The organism is Streptomyces sp. CB01373 (genome assembly GCF_002803075.1).
Lineage (GTDB): Bacteria > Actinomycetota > Actinomycetes > Streptomycetales > Streptomycetaceae > Streptomyces.
This window is the reverse complement of sequence record NZ_NNBK01000004.1, coordinates 326,573-340,661: the sequence shown is the minus strand read 5'-3', so window position 1 is coordinate 340,661 and position 14,089 is coordinate 326,573. Positions and strand designations below refer to the sequence as shown.

Genomic DNA, 14,089 nt, shown 5'->3' with positions numbered 1-14,089 from the left:
ATCGGGAAGAGCGCGTCGTCGCACTGGACCTTGGACAGCAGCATCCAGGACTGGGCGGTGAAGATGGCCGCCTTATAGGTGCGGATGTCGCCGTTCGCGTCCGTCACCGTGATGCGGTTGTTCGCGGTGCGGTGCAGCCGGGTCACGGCGGGGCGCGGTTCGCCGTCCACGTGCAGGGACTTCAGCGACGTGCCGTAGGGCCAGTGCACGATCTTCTCCGGCTCGCGCTCCCACAGCCGCAGAGGCAGTTGCTGCGAGCCGCCCACGATGCCGCGGTGGTGGTCGTCGGCCTCGGTGTAGACGACGCGCAGGATCTCCAGGATGGAGTTGGGGAAGTCGGTGTCCCAGCCGCCGGTGCCGAAGCCTACCTGGCCGAAGATCTCCCGGTGCCGGAAGGACCTGAAGGCCTCGGAGTCGCACAGGAAACCGTAGAAGGTCTGGTTGTCGAGCTTCTCGACCAGCCGGGACCAGATCTCGCGGATGCGCGGCACATCGCGCTCGCGCAGGGCGCGGTTCATGTCGGAGAAGTCGGCGCCCTCCTCCAGGCATCTGTTCCAGGCGTCCGCCACGTCCCGGTAGACCTGCGGCAGGTCGTCGATGGTCTCGGCGTAGTGCGACTCGCCCTTGAGGTCGACGACGGTCGACGGGGTCGCCTCGGCCAGCGGGTTGGGGAAGGGCCGGGTTTCGAGGCCCACCAGGTCGATGTAGTGCTGGAGGGCGGTCGAGGACGGCGGGAAGCGCATGGCGCCCATCTCGGCGGTCAGCGACTCGTCGCAGCCCTCGAAGCCGACGGTGCGCAGCCGGCCGCCGATCCGGTCGGCCTCGTAGACGACGGGCTTGAGGCCCATCTTCATCAGCTCGTAGGCGGCGACGATGCCGGACAGGCCGCCGCCGATGATCGCGACCTCGGTGCCGTGCTCGGTCGCGGGGACCTGGCCGAGGCCCGCCGGGTGGGCGAGGAAGTCGTCGTACGCGTACGGGAAGTCCGGGCCGAACATGGTGATCGGCGGCTGCTGCTCGTCTGCGTGCTCGACGGCGTTGGGCACCGTGGACGTCATGGGGTACGGACTCCTTGCGCGAAAGTACTGGGGTGGGGGGTTCGGGTGGTTCAGACGAGGGACCCGTAGAGGCCGGTGCGGCGGCCCTCCAGATACGGGTTGGTCTCGCGGGAGGCGGCGAGGAAGGCGGGGTCGGCGTCCGCGAGGACCAGTTCCTCGGACCGTCCGGCGCGGGTGCGGGCCACCCCGTCCGGGCCGGCCAGGGCGGAGAGCCCGACGAACTCGAACTCGCCCTCGGTTCCGGCCCGGTTGACGTAGGCGATGTACATCTGGTTCTCGAAGGCGCGCACCGGGACCAGGGATTCGGCGACGAACTGGAACGGGTGCATCAGCGCCGTCGGGACGACGAGGAGGTCGGTGCCGGCCAGGGCGTGGGCGCGTACGTTCTCCGGGAACTCCACGTCGTAGCAGATGATCAGGCCGACGGTCAGTCCGTTCAGCTCGGCCTGGACGACCGGCTGCTCGCCCGGAGTGAACTGGGCGTGCTCGAAGTCGCCGAACAGGTGCGTCTTGCGGTAGTTGGCGAGGCGGGTGCCGTCGGCGGAGATCAGCTGGACGGAGTTGTGGACCGTCTCGCCGTCCCGCTCCGGGTAGCCGTAGGCGACGGCCAGTCCGTGCCGGCAGGCCAGTTCGGCGACCGCGTCCGCCCAGTCGCCGTCGGCGGCCTCGGCGAGCCGGCCGATGTCGTCGCCGATCGCGTATCCGGTCAGGAACAGCTCCGACGTCGCCAGCAGCCCGGCCCCGGCGGCGGCGGCCCGGCCGGCGGCGGCGTCGAGGACCTTGAGGTTCTCGCCGACGGAACCGGGACGGCCGGAGCTCTGGAGCAGGGCGGTGCGCATGGATGTTCCTCAGCGGGACGGGGCATCGGGGGTCGGTTAGACCGTATGTTCGCCCGTCTCCGGCGGACAAGCCGGAGCCGTTGCGCGCCGGTGAGCGAATCGTTGCGTACAACCAGGATGAACGGCGATTCGTTGCGCCCCCGCGGGACGAGGCCGCAGCACGGGTCCCGCAGCCGCCCCGCGGCCTCCCGCGGCGGCTCCGGGCCGACCGCCCGGGCGCTCGCTACGCGCCGCGCCGGCCTCGGTGGCCCGCTGGGACGCCGAAGGCGGTCACGACCGCCGCGTGGTCCGAGGGCCAGTCGTTGCCGGCCACGTCCGGCCAGGGCCTCGGGGTGCCCCTGACGTACGTCCGGGAGTCGAGCACCCGCAGTCCTCGGTGCAGCACGTAGTCGATGCGGTCCTGCGGCTCGGGCCGCCCGCTGCCGTCCTCGTGCACCGGGTGGATCGGTGACCAGGTGTGCCCCGGGTCGGCGGCCGGGTCCGGACGGGCCTCGCGGTAGGAGTCGCGCAGCCCCGCCTCCTCGGCCGCCTTCGTCACCGGCCAGGCGACGTCCGGCCGATCCAGGTGGGAGGGGCAGTTGAAGTCACCGACCAGGACGACCGGTACGGCCGGGTCGCCCTCCTCGGCGATCCGGCGCAGGGCGTCGCGCATCTGCGTCAGCCGCACCTCCTCGTGGGCGATCAGCAGGTCCGCCGCGAGCCCGTCGAAGGCCGACTCGTACGGGCCGTAGGGCGTGTAGTGCAGGTGGGCCGTCCAGACGTCGACCTCGCGGCCCGGCGCGAGCGCGATACGGACCCCGGCGGCGCCGTAGAACCCGACGTCCGGGTCGCCGAGGTGCGCGGTGATCGGATGGCGGCTGATGACGCCGAGGTTCTCGCCGGCCCGGTGGTGGTACCAGCCGAGTTCCCCGGCGAGTTCCTGGGCCGCGGTGCCCCCGGTCTCCTGCAGGCCCACGACGTCAGCGCCGCACTCCAGGATCGCCTCGAGCTGCTTGGCCCGGTGGTCGTCGACCTTGCTCCCGCCGAGCCAGAGGTTCCAGCTCATCACCCGCAGTTCGCCGCTCACCATGGCGGACAGCTCCTCGGGGGTGACCCCGGTCAGGCTCTCGCGCAGCCTGCGTCCGGGTGCCGCGTCGATGGGGGCGAGCGACGGCACGGCGAGCACCGCGCACCCGGCCGCCTCGGCGGAGCTGACGCCGGTCTGCGTGTCCTCGACGGCCACGCAGGCGGCGGGGTCGACACCCAGAGCGCGGCAGGCGGCGAGGTAGGGGTCGGGGGCGGGCTTGGTGCGGTCGGTGTCGTCGGAGGTGACGGACACCGTCAGACGCCCGGGACCGAGGACGCCGAGCACGATGTCGGCGACGGTGCGGGGCGACGCGGTCACCAGGGCGGTGGGTACGCCCTCCCGGGCGAGGGCGTCGAGCAGGTCGAGGGCGCCGGGGCGGGGCACGGTGCCGGTGCGGACGCGGTCGGTGAACTCCCGGTGCAGTTCACGGGCCACGTCCGCGGCCGGTGCGCCGCAGGCCGCGGCCAGCCAGCCCGCCGTGTGCTCGACGGGGCGGCCGAGCACCTCTGGCTGGTCCGCCTCGGTCAGGGGTCTGCCCGCGACGTGTTCCACCGCCTCCCACCACAGCCGCTCGGTGTCGACGAGCGTGCCGTCCATGTCGAACAGGACGGCCTGGAGGGGAAGCCGGGGGCAGGGGGGCACGTGGTTCTCTTTCACAGCGGGTTCTTCAGGACCGGTTCTTCACGACTGGCTGTCTCACGGCTGGTGCTTCACGACTCCCGCGGGCGCTCCGCCACGAGGACGGGCCGCTCGGGCAGCGACACGCTCACGGCGGTGCCTGCCGCGAGCCCGGCGGCCTCGTGCGCGGGCAGGTCGGCCTTCACCTCGGTGGCGTCCGCCAGCCGGACGGTGATCCGGACGGTCGCACCGAGGAAAGCGGTGGCGGCCACCCGCGCGCCGCCGTCCTCGGCCGCCCGCACCTGGACGGCCTCGGGCCGCACGAGCACGTCCACCTCGCTCGCCGCGGGCGCCGCACCGTCGACCGGCAGCCGCTGCCCGAGCACCTCGACGCCGCCGTCGGACAGCCGGCCCGGGATCCGGCTCATCGTGCCGACGAACTCGGCGACGAAAGCGGTCGCGGGGCGGTTGTACAACTCGCCCGGAGGTGCGCACTGTTCGAGCCGCCCGGCGCGCATCACGGCGACCCGGTCGGCGATCGACAGGGCCTCCTCCTGGTCGTGCGTCACGAACAGGGTGGTGATGCGGAGCTCCTGCTGGAGCCTGCGGATCTCCTCGCGCAGGGTCAGCCGGACCTTCGCGTCGAGGGCCGACAGCGGCTCGTCGAGGAGCAGGACCCGGGGGCGCAGCGCGAGCGCGCGGGCCAGCGCGATCCGCTGCTGCTGACCGCCGGAGAGCTGGTGCGGGAATCGGTCGCCCTTGTCGGCGAGGCCGACCAGCTCCAGCAACTCCGCGGCACGGGAACGGCGTTCGGCCGTACGCACCTTGCGCATCCGCAGTCCGAATGCGACGTTGTCGCGGGCGCTCAGGTGCGGGAAGAGACTGTACGACTGGAAGACCATCCCGGCGTCGCGGCGATGGGCCGGGACGCGGGTGACGTCGACGCCGTCCACCAGCACCTCACCGGAGTCGGGGTGTTCGAACCCGGCGAGCATGCGCAGCGCGGTGGTCTTGCCGCAGCCGGAGGGCCCGAGCAAAGCCAGGAACTCCCCCGGCCGCACGGTCAGGTCGAGTCCGCCGAGGGCGACGGTGGCGCCGAACTCCCGGCGCAGTCCGCGGAATTCGACGGTGGCGGCCTGCGTCGTGGTGGTCGTCTCAAGAGTGGTGGCGGTCATGGTTCATCCCCGGGACGAAGCGGTTCGGGTGCGTCCGCCGGCACCGGCGAGCGCGAGAAGCAGTGCCCAGGTCACAAGGAGACTGAGCACGGAGACGGCGACGGACATCTGGGCCTGCGAGCCGCCGATGCTGAAGATCCACACGGCGAAGGGCCGGAAGCCCAGCAGCTGGGCCACGGTGAACTCGCCGAGGACCAGCGCCAGGGTGAGGAAGGCGGCGTTCAGCAGCGCCCCGCGCAGATTGGGCAGCACGGACCGGATCAGTGCCTGCGGCCAGGAGGCCCCGCAGCTGCGGGCGGCCTCGACAAGGGTCCGCACGTCGATCGCGCGGAGCCCGGCGTCCAGGGCCCGGTACACGAAGGGCAGCGCCAGTACGACGTAGGCGAGGACCAGCACGACGGGGAAGTCCGGGTCCTGCAGGGCCACGAACGTCTGGAACAGCGGGGTGCGTGACAGGTACTCGGGTCCCCACTTCAGCACGGTCGCGATCCCCGCGACGTACGCGATCGGCGGCACGACCAGCGGCAGCAGACACACCACTTCGACGACGGGCCGTAGCCGGGGCGCGCCGAGCCGGAGCGCGACCATGGCGGGGACCATCAGCAGCAGCACGACGGCGATGGTGGCGGCGGCCAGCTCCAGCGACAGCAGCAGGCTGGAGACGAAGCCCTCCGTGGAGACGATCCGCGTGTAGGCGTCGAAGGTGACGCCCCGGCCCGGCACGTCGACCGTGAACACCACGGACGCGGCCAGCGGGATCAGGAAGTACAGCGCGGCGAGACCGAGGACGGCCCACCGCCACGGGTTCAGGCGAGCCATCGGGCGCTCCGGCGTTGCAGGGGCAGGTACACGGCCATGACCAGGCCCGCCACCAGGACCATGTCGAGGCTGAGGGCGAGGGCCACGTGCTCCTGGCCGACCAGCACGTTGCCGGAGAGGGCGTCGGCGATCTGCAGGGTGACCAGCGGCACCGAGCTGCCGACCATGGCGGCGGCCGTGGCGTAGGCGGCGAAGGCGCTGCCGAAGAGCAGGACCAGCCCGCCGAGCAGCGACGGCGCGAGGACGGGCAGGGCGACGTGCCGCCAGTACTGCACGGCCGTGGCACCGCTGTTCTGCGCCGCCTCCCGCCACTGGGAGCGCAGGCCGTCCAGCGCGGGGGTGATGGTGAGCACCATCAGCGGGATCAGGAAGTACAGGTAGACGATCACCAGGCCCCAGAAGCTGTACAGGTCCCAGCCCTTCTCGGTCAGGCCGAGGTGCCGGGTCAGCACACCGGCGTTGCCGAGGGTGGCGACGAAGGCGAACGCCAGCGGGACGCCGCCGAAGTTGGCGAGCACTCCGGATGCGGTGAGCACGGACTCGCGCAGCACGCGGGAGCGGGAGGTCACGACCGCCTGCGCGAGCGGCAGCCCGAGCAGGGCCGCGAGCCCGGCGGCCACGGCGGACAGCTTGACGCTGCCGAGCAGGGCGGTCAGGTAGGCGCCGTCCAGGGAGGTCGTCAGGTTGGCCGTGGTGTGGGACTCGGCGCCCGTCGCCGGGTCCTGGACGGTGAACGCGCCGTTCAGCATCGCCAGGGCGGGCAGCCCGAAGGCGAGCGAGGTGAAGACGAGCAGAGGGACGACGGCGAGCCATCCCGGGGCGCGGCGCCGCCGCTTCACCGAAGCGGCGGGCGCCACGCCCGCCCGCGTGAGGGCGGTGGTCATCCGGAGACGGCCTTGCCCCAGCCCTGCGCGAGGACGTCCTTGGCCTTGCCCTGCTGGGCCTCCGACGGGAAGGTGGGCGTGCCGTCGACCTCCGGCAGCTTGGCTGCGGCGGCCCGGTCGAGGGTGCCGGCCTTCTCCATGGCGGGCATCAGGGCCGGGCGGGCGTAGCCCTTGAGCCACAGGTTCTGGCCCTCGGCGCTGTAGAGGTACTCCTGCCACAGCCGCGCGGCGGCCGGGTGCGGGGCGTCCTTGTTGACGGCCTGGGAGTAGAACTGGGCGTACCGGCCGTCGGTGGGGATGGCCACCTTCCAGTCCACGCCCTTGGACTTGAACTCGTCGGCGTACCCGGCGTTGAGGTAGTCCCAGTCGATGCTGATCGGCGTCTCGCCCTGCTCGACGGTGGCGGGGGTGGACTCGACGGGGGTGAAGTTGCCGTTCTTCCTCAGCTTGCCGAAGAAGTCGATGCCGGGCTGGATGTCGTCGAAGGAGCCGCCGGCGGCGAGGGCGGCCGCGTAGACGCCGCCGAAGGCCGCGCCGGCCTTGGTCGGGTTGCCGTTGAGGGCGACCTGACCCTTGTACTCCGGCTTGAGCAGGTCCTCGAAGGTGGTCGGGCACTCCTTGACCCGCTTGGCGTCGCAGCCGATGGAGACATAGCCGCCGTAGTCGTTGTACCAGCGGGCCTGCGGGTCCTTCTGACCGGCCGGGATGTCGTCGAACGCGACCACCTTGTACGGGGCGAGCAGGCCCTGCGCGGCGGCGCTGAGCGCGAAGGAGCTGCCGAGGTCCAGCACGTCCGGGGCGCGGTCCTGGCCCTTGCGGGAGGTGACGGCGTTGATCTCGTCCTGGCTGGAGCCGTCCGGGTTCTCGACGTCGATCTTGATGCCGTACTTCTTCTCGAAGCCGTCGATCAGGGCGCCGTAGTTGGCCCAGTCGCGGGGCAGCGCGATGGCGTGCAGCTTGCCCTCCTTCTTGGCCGCCGCGACCAGCGCGTCCATCCCGCCGAGGTCGGCGGCGGAGGTGGCGGTGGCGGCGCTCTTGCCGTCGGCGGTGGCCGACGCCTTGTCGGGGGCGGCGCCACAGGCGCTCAGGGCCAGCGCGGCGACGACGGCGAGGGAGCCGCCCAGGAGGGCTGTTCTCGGCAAGGACACGGTCACGGTCTCTCCAGGAGTGCGCACGAGGGGTGAGGCAGAGCGGAGAACTTGTCTGAACAAGTTGGCCCCAGTACGCCCGTCGATGATGTCCTGCACGTGAACGCCGACGAAACCTCGAAGGCCCTTCACCTGCACAGTCTCATCCGGCCGGACCGGCGCTGAAACTCGATTAGGCTGCCTACGCTGTGCACAACGGTCGACTCAAAGGGGAAGCATGACGGCACGCCACGAGGAGATCGCCGACGCCCTGCGGCGGGCCATCGACCGCGAGGAGTACACAGTCGGCAGCCGGCTGCCGACCGAGACGGCCCTGGCCGCCCAGTACGGCGTCGCACGCGGTACGGTCCGCCAGGCCGTCGCGTCCCTCACCGCCGAGGGACTGATCGGCTCCCGGCAGGGCGCCCGCCGGGTCGTGCTGGCCGGCCGTCGCAGCCAGAGCTTCGCCGAGCTGCGCAGCTTCGCCCAGTGGGCCCGCGCCATGGGCCGGGAGGCGACGGGGCAGGTGGTGGCCCAGGAGTACCGCCCGGCAGCCCAGGAGGACGCCGTCCGGCTTCAACTGGACAAGGGCACACCGGTGTTGCACGTTCTGCGGGTACGCGGACTGGACGGCGAGCCGGTCCTGGTGGAGCGGACCGTGTACGCCGGCTGGGTCGCCCCCGCCGTCGAGGCGATCGAGCCCGACTGCGCGTCCGTCACCCAACGGCTCTACGCGGACACCGGCCTGGTCTTCGCCCATGGCGAACACCTCATCGACGCGGTCGCGGCGGGCGCCCAGGACGCCGAACTGCTCGGCGTCCGCCGCACGAGCCCGCTGCTGCGGGTCCGCCGGGTGACGACGACCCGCGAGGGGCGTCCCGTGGAGTGGTCGGACGACCGCTACCGTCCGGACGCGGTGAGCTTCAGCGTGCACAATTCGATAGGGAACAACGCCTTGGCACGCAAGACGGCCGGCTGAAGGGGGCCTTCATGGACGCCGCCGGAATCACCTCGCTGCCCTACGTCGACGAGCATACGACCGTCGTCGCGGCGGACACCGACGCCGTGTGGCGCGGGCTCGGCGCCGCGCTGGAGGAATCGTTCCGCGGTCGCGGTGCGGCCCGCTACGCCCGCCTGGTCGGGTGCGCGGACCGCGCGGCGTCCGGACCGCGCCCCTTCGCGGAGGGCTCGGCTCTCCCCGGGTTCCGGGTGGTGGCCGCCGACACGGGCCGGGAGCTGGTCCTCACCGGACGCCACCGCTTCTCGTCGTACGCGCTGACGTTCCGCCTCGAACCGGCCGGTCCCGGGCGTTCGCGGCTGCGCGCCGAGACCCGGGCCGCCTTCCCCGGCCCGGCCGGCGCCCTCTACCGGCGGCTGGTGATCGCCACGGGCGGGCATGCGATGGGCATGCGGCGCCTGCTGTCGGCGATCGACCGGAGGTCGACGACGCGCTGCCGCCCCTGACCTAGGGTCTTTCGTTCGGCTCAGGCCGGATCAGGGAGCGGGGTCTGGTGCCGTGGACCGCAAGGCGGAGGAGGGCGGCAGGGCGGAGCCCTGCCAACCGACGACAACGCGGCTTGGGGGTACCCCCTGCTCGAAGAGCTTGGGGGAGCGGTGCCAGGGCCCGCGAGCCCGGCATGATCCAAACGAGAGGCCCTAACCCGGCGCGCCCGAGGAGAAGCGGCGCAGCAGGGGGGAGAGCACCAGGACGGACTTCGTCCGTTCCACGAAGGGCTCGCCGGCGATGCGCTCCAGGACGCGCTCGAAGTGGCGCATGTCGGCCGCGAAGACCTGGACGATCGCGTCCGCCTCACCGGTGACGGTGGAGGCGGACACGACCTCCTGGTAGCGCTCCAGGCCCCGCTGGATCGTCTCCGGCGAAGTATGGCGCCGGCAGTAGATCTCGACGAACCCCTCGGTCTCCCAGCCGAGCGCGGCCGGGTCGACCCGGACGGTGAAACCGGTGATGGCCCCGGTGGCGCGCAGCCGGTCCACGCGCCGCTTCACGGCGGGCGCGGACAGGCCGACCAGCTGCCCGATGTCCGAATAGGAGCGGCGGGCGTCCACGGCGAGGGCGTGCACGATGCGTTCGTCGAGATCGTTCAGCACTGTCGGTGGTTCACTTCTCGGGTACTCGGCGGGCTCAGTTCCAGCTGGCGTGCAGCGGCTTGCCCTCGGCGTAGCCGGCCGCGCTCTGGATGCCGACGATGGCCTTGTCGGCGAACTCCTCCAGGGAGCCGGCCCCTGCGTAGGTGCACGAGGAGCGGACGCCCGCGATGATCGAGTCGATCAGGTCCTCGACGCCCGGCATGGCCGGGTCGAGGAACATCCGGGAGGTGGAGATGCCCTCCTCGAACAGCGCCTTGCGGGCGCGGTCGTACGCCGACTCCTCGGAGGTGCGGTTGCGCACCGCGCGCGCGGAGGCCATGCCGAACGACTCCTTGTAGGGACGGCCGCCCGCGTCGTGCTGGAGGTCGCCGGGCGACTCGTAGGTGCCCGCGAACCAGGAGCCGATCATCACGTTGGACGCGCCTGCGGCGAGCGCCATCGCCACGTCGCGCGGGTGGCGGACACCTCCGTCGGCCCACACGTGCTTGCCGTACTTCCTCGCCTCGGCCGCGCATTCCAGGACGGCGGAGAACTGCGGGCGGCCCACGCCGGTCATCATGCGGGTGGTGCACATGGCGCCCGGTCCCACACCGACCTTGACGATGTCCGCGCCCGCCTCGATCAGGTCCTTGACGCCCTCGGCGGAGACGATGTTGCCGGCGGCGACGGGCACCCTCGGGTCGAGGTCGCGCACCAGCTTGACGGCGTTGATCATCGACTCCTGGTGGCCGTGCGCGGTGTCGATGACGAGGGTGTCGACGCCCGCACCGAGCAGCTGCTCGGCCTTGCCGGCCACGTCGCCGTTGATGCCCACGGCGGCGGCGATGCGCAGCTTGCCCTGTGCGTCGGTGGCCGGGCTGTACAGCGTGGCGCGCAGGGCGCCCTTGCGGGTGAGGATGCCGGCGAGCCTGCCGTCCCGGTCCACGGCGGGCGCGTAGCGGCGGTTGGCCCCGTCCAGGGTGTTGAAGGCCTCGCGCGGGTCGATGTCCGCGTCCAGCAGGAGCAGGTCCTTGCTCATGACCACTTCGAGCTGGGTGAAGCGGTCGACGCCGGTCAGGTCCCGGTCGGTGACCACGCCGACCGGCCGGTGCTGCTCGTCGACGACGACGCCGGCGTTGTGCGCGCGCTTGGGCAGCAGGGCCAGGGCGTCGGCGACCGTCTGGTGCGGGGCCAGCACGATCGGGGTGTCCAGGACCAGGTGGCGGCTCTTGACCCAGGAGATCACGTCGGTGACGACGTCGATCGGGATGTCCTGCGGGAGGACCACGAGGCCGCCGCGGCGGGCCACGGTCTCGGCCATGCGGCGCCCGGCGATGGCGGTCATGTTGGCGACGACGAGCGGGATGGTGGTGCCCGTGCCGTCCGGGGAACCGAGGTCCACGCCCTGACGTGAGCCGACCGCGCTGCGGCTCGGCACCATGAAGACGTCGTCGTACGTCAGGTCGTACGCGGGCTGGATGTCATTGAGGAAACGCACGTGCCGCACATCCCAGTCGATCAGAGGTGACCCCCGGACAGGTCCGTCAGGGGGAAAGAGCACGTACTTCATTCTCCCATGGCGGGGAACGTGCCCTGCCCGGACAAAACGTCCAGGCCGGCCGCCGACGGGCTAGGAGGAACCTCCAAGCGCGAGGGCGACGTCCAGGTCGGTTCGGCCGCCCCTCGCGGAGGCGAAGACCTCCTCGGCGATCTCCCATTCCTCCGGTCTGGCCTGCGCGTACGCCTGCCAGTCCCGGACCACGACCAGCATTCCGCGCTTCACGGCCTCGGCGGGCCAGAGGGTCTCGTCGCCGAGGCTGTCGGCCAGCGCGTCCCAGTTCCGTCCGAACCAGTCGGGCAGCGCGAGGTCACGGACGGCGCGGTCCATCAGCCCCGCCTTGTCCGTGACACCGTCGAGGTCCAGTGTGACCACGACCCGGTTCGCCAGGTCTTCGCTCATCTCAGTACCGCCCGGAACGTGTTGTAGTGATCATCGGTGTAGTAGAGCTCCCCGCCCTGACCGGCGACGACGCGTCTGGCCCCGCGGTCGCGCGACCCCGGGGTGCGCACCGTGTACTCGTGGTAGTAGCCGCGCGGCTCCTTGGGCAGCCGCCCCTCGAAGTTGCCGAACACGGTGTTGTCCTGCCGGTACGGGTAGGGGCCGCCCCTGTCGATGAGTTCGAGGGTCTGCCGGGCCTCGGCCGGCAGCCGGGACTGGCTGATCGTTGCCATCCCGTGGGCCCACGACGGCGCGGAGGGGTCGGAACCGGCCTGCCCGGAGGGCGAGCAGCCCGTCAGGAGGACGGCGAACGTGACGAGGAGCCCCGCGAACACACGGGGGACGAACCGCAGCAGCATGCCGACGATGCTCCCACGGCCGCCCCGCCGTGTGCTCGTCAGGTGCCGTCCGGATCCGCCCTGTTGAGAGCGGGCCGGGGGCTGGGGCCCGCCGTCATCAGATAGTCCGCGGCCGAGGTGTCCGTGACCAGGCTGGTGACCAGGCCGGACCGCAGCACCGCGTCGATCGCCGCCGCCTTGCGCTGCCCGCCCGCGATCGCGACGACCTCGGGGATACGGCGCAACTGGTCGGCCTTGACGGTGATGCACCGCTCCCCCAGGTCCCGTCCGATCCGGCGGCCCTCGGCGTCGAAGAGGTGCGCGGCCATCTCGGCGGCGACGCCGAGCGAGGCGTAGTGGGCCCGCTCCTCGTCGCTGAGCATGTCGTGCACCGTCGAGATGCCCGGCTCCCAGGAACCGATGGACACGCAGGCGACCGTGACCTTGTCGAAGTATTCGAAGGCGCGCGCGATTCCGGTCTGATGGCGCAGCGCGGCCGCGGTGGCCTCGTCCGGCAGCAGCATCGGCGCGTAGATGGGGTGGGCGTCGCCGCCCGAGACCTGGGCGGCGCGGCGCACGGCCTCCACCGAGCCGCGCTCCGAGGTCCCGGCGTCGTACACGCCGGTCAGCTGCACCACCGTGCACGGTGGCAGCCGGTTCAGGGCCGCCGCCATGTGGATGGTGGACCGGCCCCAGGCCAGACCCAGCACGTCTCCCTCGTCGACGAGCTCGCCGAGCAGATCGGCGGCCACTTCGCCGAGGTTCTCGGGGTCGGGCGTCTCCTCTGCCTCGGCCGGGGACTCGACCACGACGGCGTGCCTGAGGCCGTAGCGGGCGCGGAGCGCGTCTGAGCGCTCGGCGTCCAGCTCGGCGGGCACGCGGATCTCGATGCGCACGAGATCCCGTTCGAGAGCGGTCTCCAGGACCCGGGCCACCTTGAAGCGGCTGACGCCGAACTCCTCGGCGATCTGGATCTTCGATTTGCCCTCGAGGTAGAAACGGCGGGCCATGGCCGCCGCCTGCACCAGCTCAGCGGGTCCCATCCGCATGGCTGACCGGCCCGCCGACATACCCGACACGGCGATCTCCTCACTGCTGTTCACACTCTGGATTCACCGTTCATCCTTGCAGATGCGGCGCGCTTGATCAGCCCTGATGGTTGCCGTTCACGCAGCCGTTGTTCAGTGGCCGCATGCCCAGGACCCCTTGGCGGTGGCCGATTCCGCCTGACCGCGCAGGGCCCGCACCGCTTCCGCGGGGTCCTCGGCACCGTAGACCGCCGAGCCGGCGACGAACACGTCCGCGCCGGCCTCCGCGCACCGCTCGATCGTCGAGGCCGACACCCCGCCGTCCACCTGGAGCCACAGCTGAAGGCCGTGCTTGCCGATCAGCTCACGGGTGCGGCGGATCTTGGGCAGCATGATGTCGAGGAAGGCCTGGCCGCCGAAGCCCGGCTCCACCGTCATGATCAGGAGCATGTCGAGCTCGGGGAGCAGGTCCTCGTACGGCTCGATGGGGGTGGCGGGCTTGAGGGCCATCGAGGCCCGGGCGCCCTTGGCGCGGATCTCGCGGGCCAGCCGGACGGGGGCGGCGGCCGCCTCGACGTGGAACGTCACGGAGGAGGCGCCCGCCTCGACGTACTGCGGCGCCCAGCGGTCGGGCTGCTCGATCATCAGGTGGCAGTCCAGCGGGGTGTCCGTAGCCCGGGCCAGGGACTCCACGACGGGCACGCCGAGCGTGAGGTTCGGGACGAAGTGGTTGTCCATGACGTCCACGTGGAGCCAGTCGGCCCCTTCGACCGCCTTCGCCTCCTCGGCGAGGCGCGCGAAGTCGGCGGACAGGATGCTGGGGTTGATCTGCACGGCCATGCCCCAAGCGTGCCATGCCCCGGCCCTCCGGTCCGCCCCGGTACCCGGCCGATATCCGGAAGGGGCCGTCACGACGCACCGACGAGCGGGCGGGTAGCCGTGACACCGCGCGTCAGGGGCGCGCCTTCGACCCAGCCCGCGGTAGCCCCGACCGCAGGGCTGGAGGACCGCAGAGCCGGAACCGCCCCTGGAAAAGCCGGCGGCTCGGAG

At 72.0% G+C, this 14,089-nt stretch carries 15 protein-coding genes; 2 read left to right on the top strand and 13 right to left on the bottom strand.

The window, feature by feature from the left end; translation table 11 throughout:
• From CG719_RS36280 to CG719_RS08560, 7 genes are all read right to left on the bottom strand, one after another.
• The coding region (locus tag CG719_RS36280; RefSeq protein WP_234375486.1) for a flavin monoamine oxidase family protein at nucleotides 1-1,058 on the bottom strand (1,058 nt) is incomplete at its 3' end.
• Between the two features lie 50 nt (nucleotides 1,059-1,108).
• Complete coding sequence (locus tag CG719_RS08585; RefSeq protein WP_100567910.1) at nucleotides 1,109-1,897, bottom strand: carbon-nitrogen hydrolase family protein; 789 nt, start codon at nucleotides 1,895-1,897, stop codon at nucleotides 1,109-1,111.
• A 223-nt stretch (nucleotides 1,898-2,120) separates the two neighbouring features.
• Nucleotides 2,121-3,605 carry an HAD-IA family hydrolase gene (locus CG719_RS08580; RefSeq protein ID WP_100567909.1) on the bottom strand — a complete coding sequence of 495 codons (1,485 nt, stop codon included), beginning with the start codon at nucleotides 3,603-3,605 and terminating at the stop codon, nucleotides 2,121-2,123.
• Nucleotides 3,606-3,673: 68 nt separating this feature from the next.
• On the bottom strand, nucleotides 3,674-4,756 hold the full coding sequence (locus tag CG719_RS08575; RefSeq protein WP_100567908.1) for an ABC transporter ATP-binding protein: 1,083 nt from the start codon (nucleotides 4,754-4,756) through the stop codon (nucleotides 3,674-3,676).
• Nucleotides 4,757-4,759: 3 nt separating this feature from the next.
• Complete coding sequence (locus CG719_RS08570; protein WP_100567907.1) at nucleotides 4,760-5,575, bottom strand: ABC transporter permease; 816 nt, start codon at nucleotides 5,573-5,575, stop codon at nucleotides 4,760-4,762.
• On the bottom strand, nucleotides 5,563-6,459 hold the full coding sequence (locus CG719_RS08565; protein WP_100567906.1) for an ABC transporter permease: 897 nt from the start codon (nucleotides 6,457-6,459) through the stop codon (nucleotides 5,563-5,565). The genes CG719_RS08570 and CG719_RS08565 overlap by 13 nt, the downstream gene beginning before the upstream one ends.
• Entirely contained in the window at nucleotides 6,456-7,613 is a 1,158-nt protein-coding gene (locus CG719_RS08560; RefSeq protein ID WP_100567905.1) for an ABC transporter substrate-binding protein, read from the bottom strand. The genes CG719_RS08565 and CG719_RS08560 overlap by 4 nt, the downstream gene beginning before the upstream one ends.
• Before the next feature lie 211 nt (nucleotides 7,614-7,824).
• On the opposite strand from CG719_RS08560, the gene CG719_RS08555 reads away from it, so the two are divergent.
• Nucleotides 7,825-8,565 carry a GntR family transcriptional regulator gene (locus CG719_RS08555; protein WP_100567904.1) on the top strand — a complete coding sequence of 247 codons (741 nt, stop codon included), beginning with the start codon at nucleotides 7,825-7,827 and terminating at the stop codon, nucleotides 8,563-8,565.
• An 11-nt stretch (nucleotides 8,566-8,576) separates the two neighbouring features.
• Nucleotides 8,577-9,050 (top strand): hypothetical protein, encoded by a 474-nt coding sequence (locus tag CG719_RS08550; protein ID WP_100567903.1) that lies wholly within the window; start codon nucleotides 8,577-8,579, stop codon nucleotides 9,048-9,050.
• A gap of 192 nt (nucleotides 9,051-9,242) precedes the next feature.
• Here the strand turns inward: CG719_RS08550 and CG719_RS08545 are convergent, their stop codons facing one another.
• The 6 genes from CG719_RS08545 to rpe all read right to left on the bottom strand — a co-directional run bounded on the left by CG719_RS08545 (nucleotide 9,243) and on the right by rpe (nucleotide 13,879).
• Nucleotides 9,243-9,695: an Lrp/AsnC family transcriptional regulator gene (locus tag CG719_RS08545; protein ID WP_100567902.1), complete on the bottom strand. Its 453-nt coding sequence runs from the start codon at nucleotides 9,693-9,695 to the stop codon at nucleotides 9,243-9,245.
• Between the two features lie 34 nt (nucleotides 9,696-9,729).
• The gene (locus CG719_RS08540) at nucleotides 9,730-11,172 is read right to left on the bottom strand and encodes a GuaB1 family IMP dehydrogenase-related protein (RefSeq protein ID WP_199836561.1); all 1,443 of its coding nucleotides are present in this window, start codon (nucleotides 11,170-11,172) and stop codon (nucleotides 9,730-9,732) included.
• 132 nt (nucleotides 11,173-11,304) lie between these two features.
• The gene (locus tag CG719_RS08535; RefSeq protein ID WP_100567900.1) at nucleotides 11,305-11,634 is read right to left on the bottom strand and encodes a barstar family protein; all 330 of its coding nucleotides are present in this window, start codon (nucleotides 11,632-11,634) and stop codon (nucleotides 11,305-11,307) included.
• The gene (locus CG719_RS08530) at nucleotides 11,631-12,032 is read right to left on the bottom strand and encodes a ribonuclease domain-containing protein (protein ID WP_100567899.1); all 402 of its coding nucleotides are present in this window, start codon (nucleotides 12,030-12,032) and stop codon (nucleotides 11,631-11,633) included. Before CG719_RS08530 ends, CG719_RS08535 begins: the two co-directional genes overlap by 4 nt.
• 38 nt (nucleotides 12,033-12,070) lie before the next feature.
• A complete protein-coding gene (locus CG719_RS08525) occupies nucleotides 12,071-13,114 on the bottom strand; it encodes a sugar-binding transcriptional regulator (RefSeq protein ID WP_100567898.1) in 1,044 nt (347 codons plus the stop codon).
• Nucleotides 13,115-13,192: 78 nt separating this feature from the next.
• Nucleotides 13,193-13,879 carry a ribulose-phosphate 3-epimerase gene (gene rpe / locus CG719_RS08520; protein ID WP_100567897.1) on the bottom strand — a complete coding sequence of 229 codons (687 nt, stop codon included), beginning with the start codon at nucleotides 13,877-13,879 and terminating at the stop codon, nucleotides 13,193-13,195.
• Nucleotides 13,880-14,089 lie beyond the last annotated feature (210 nt).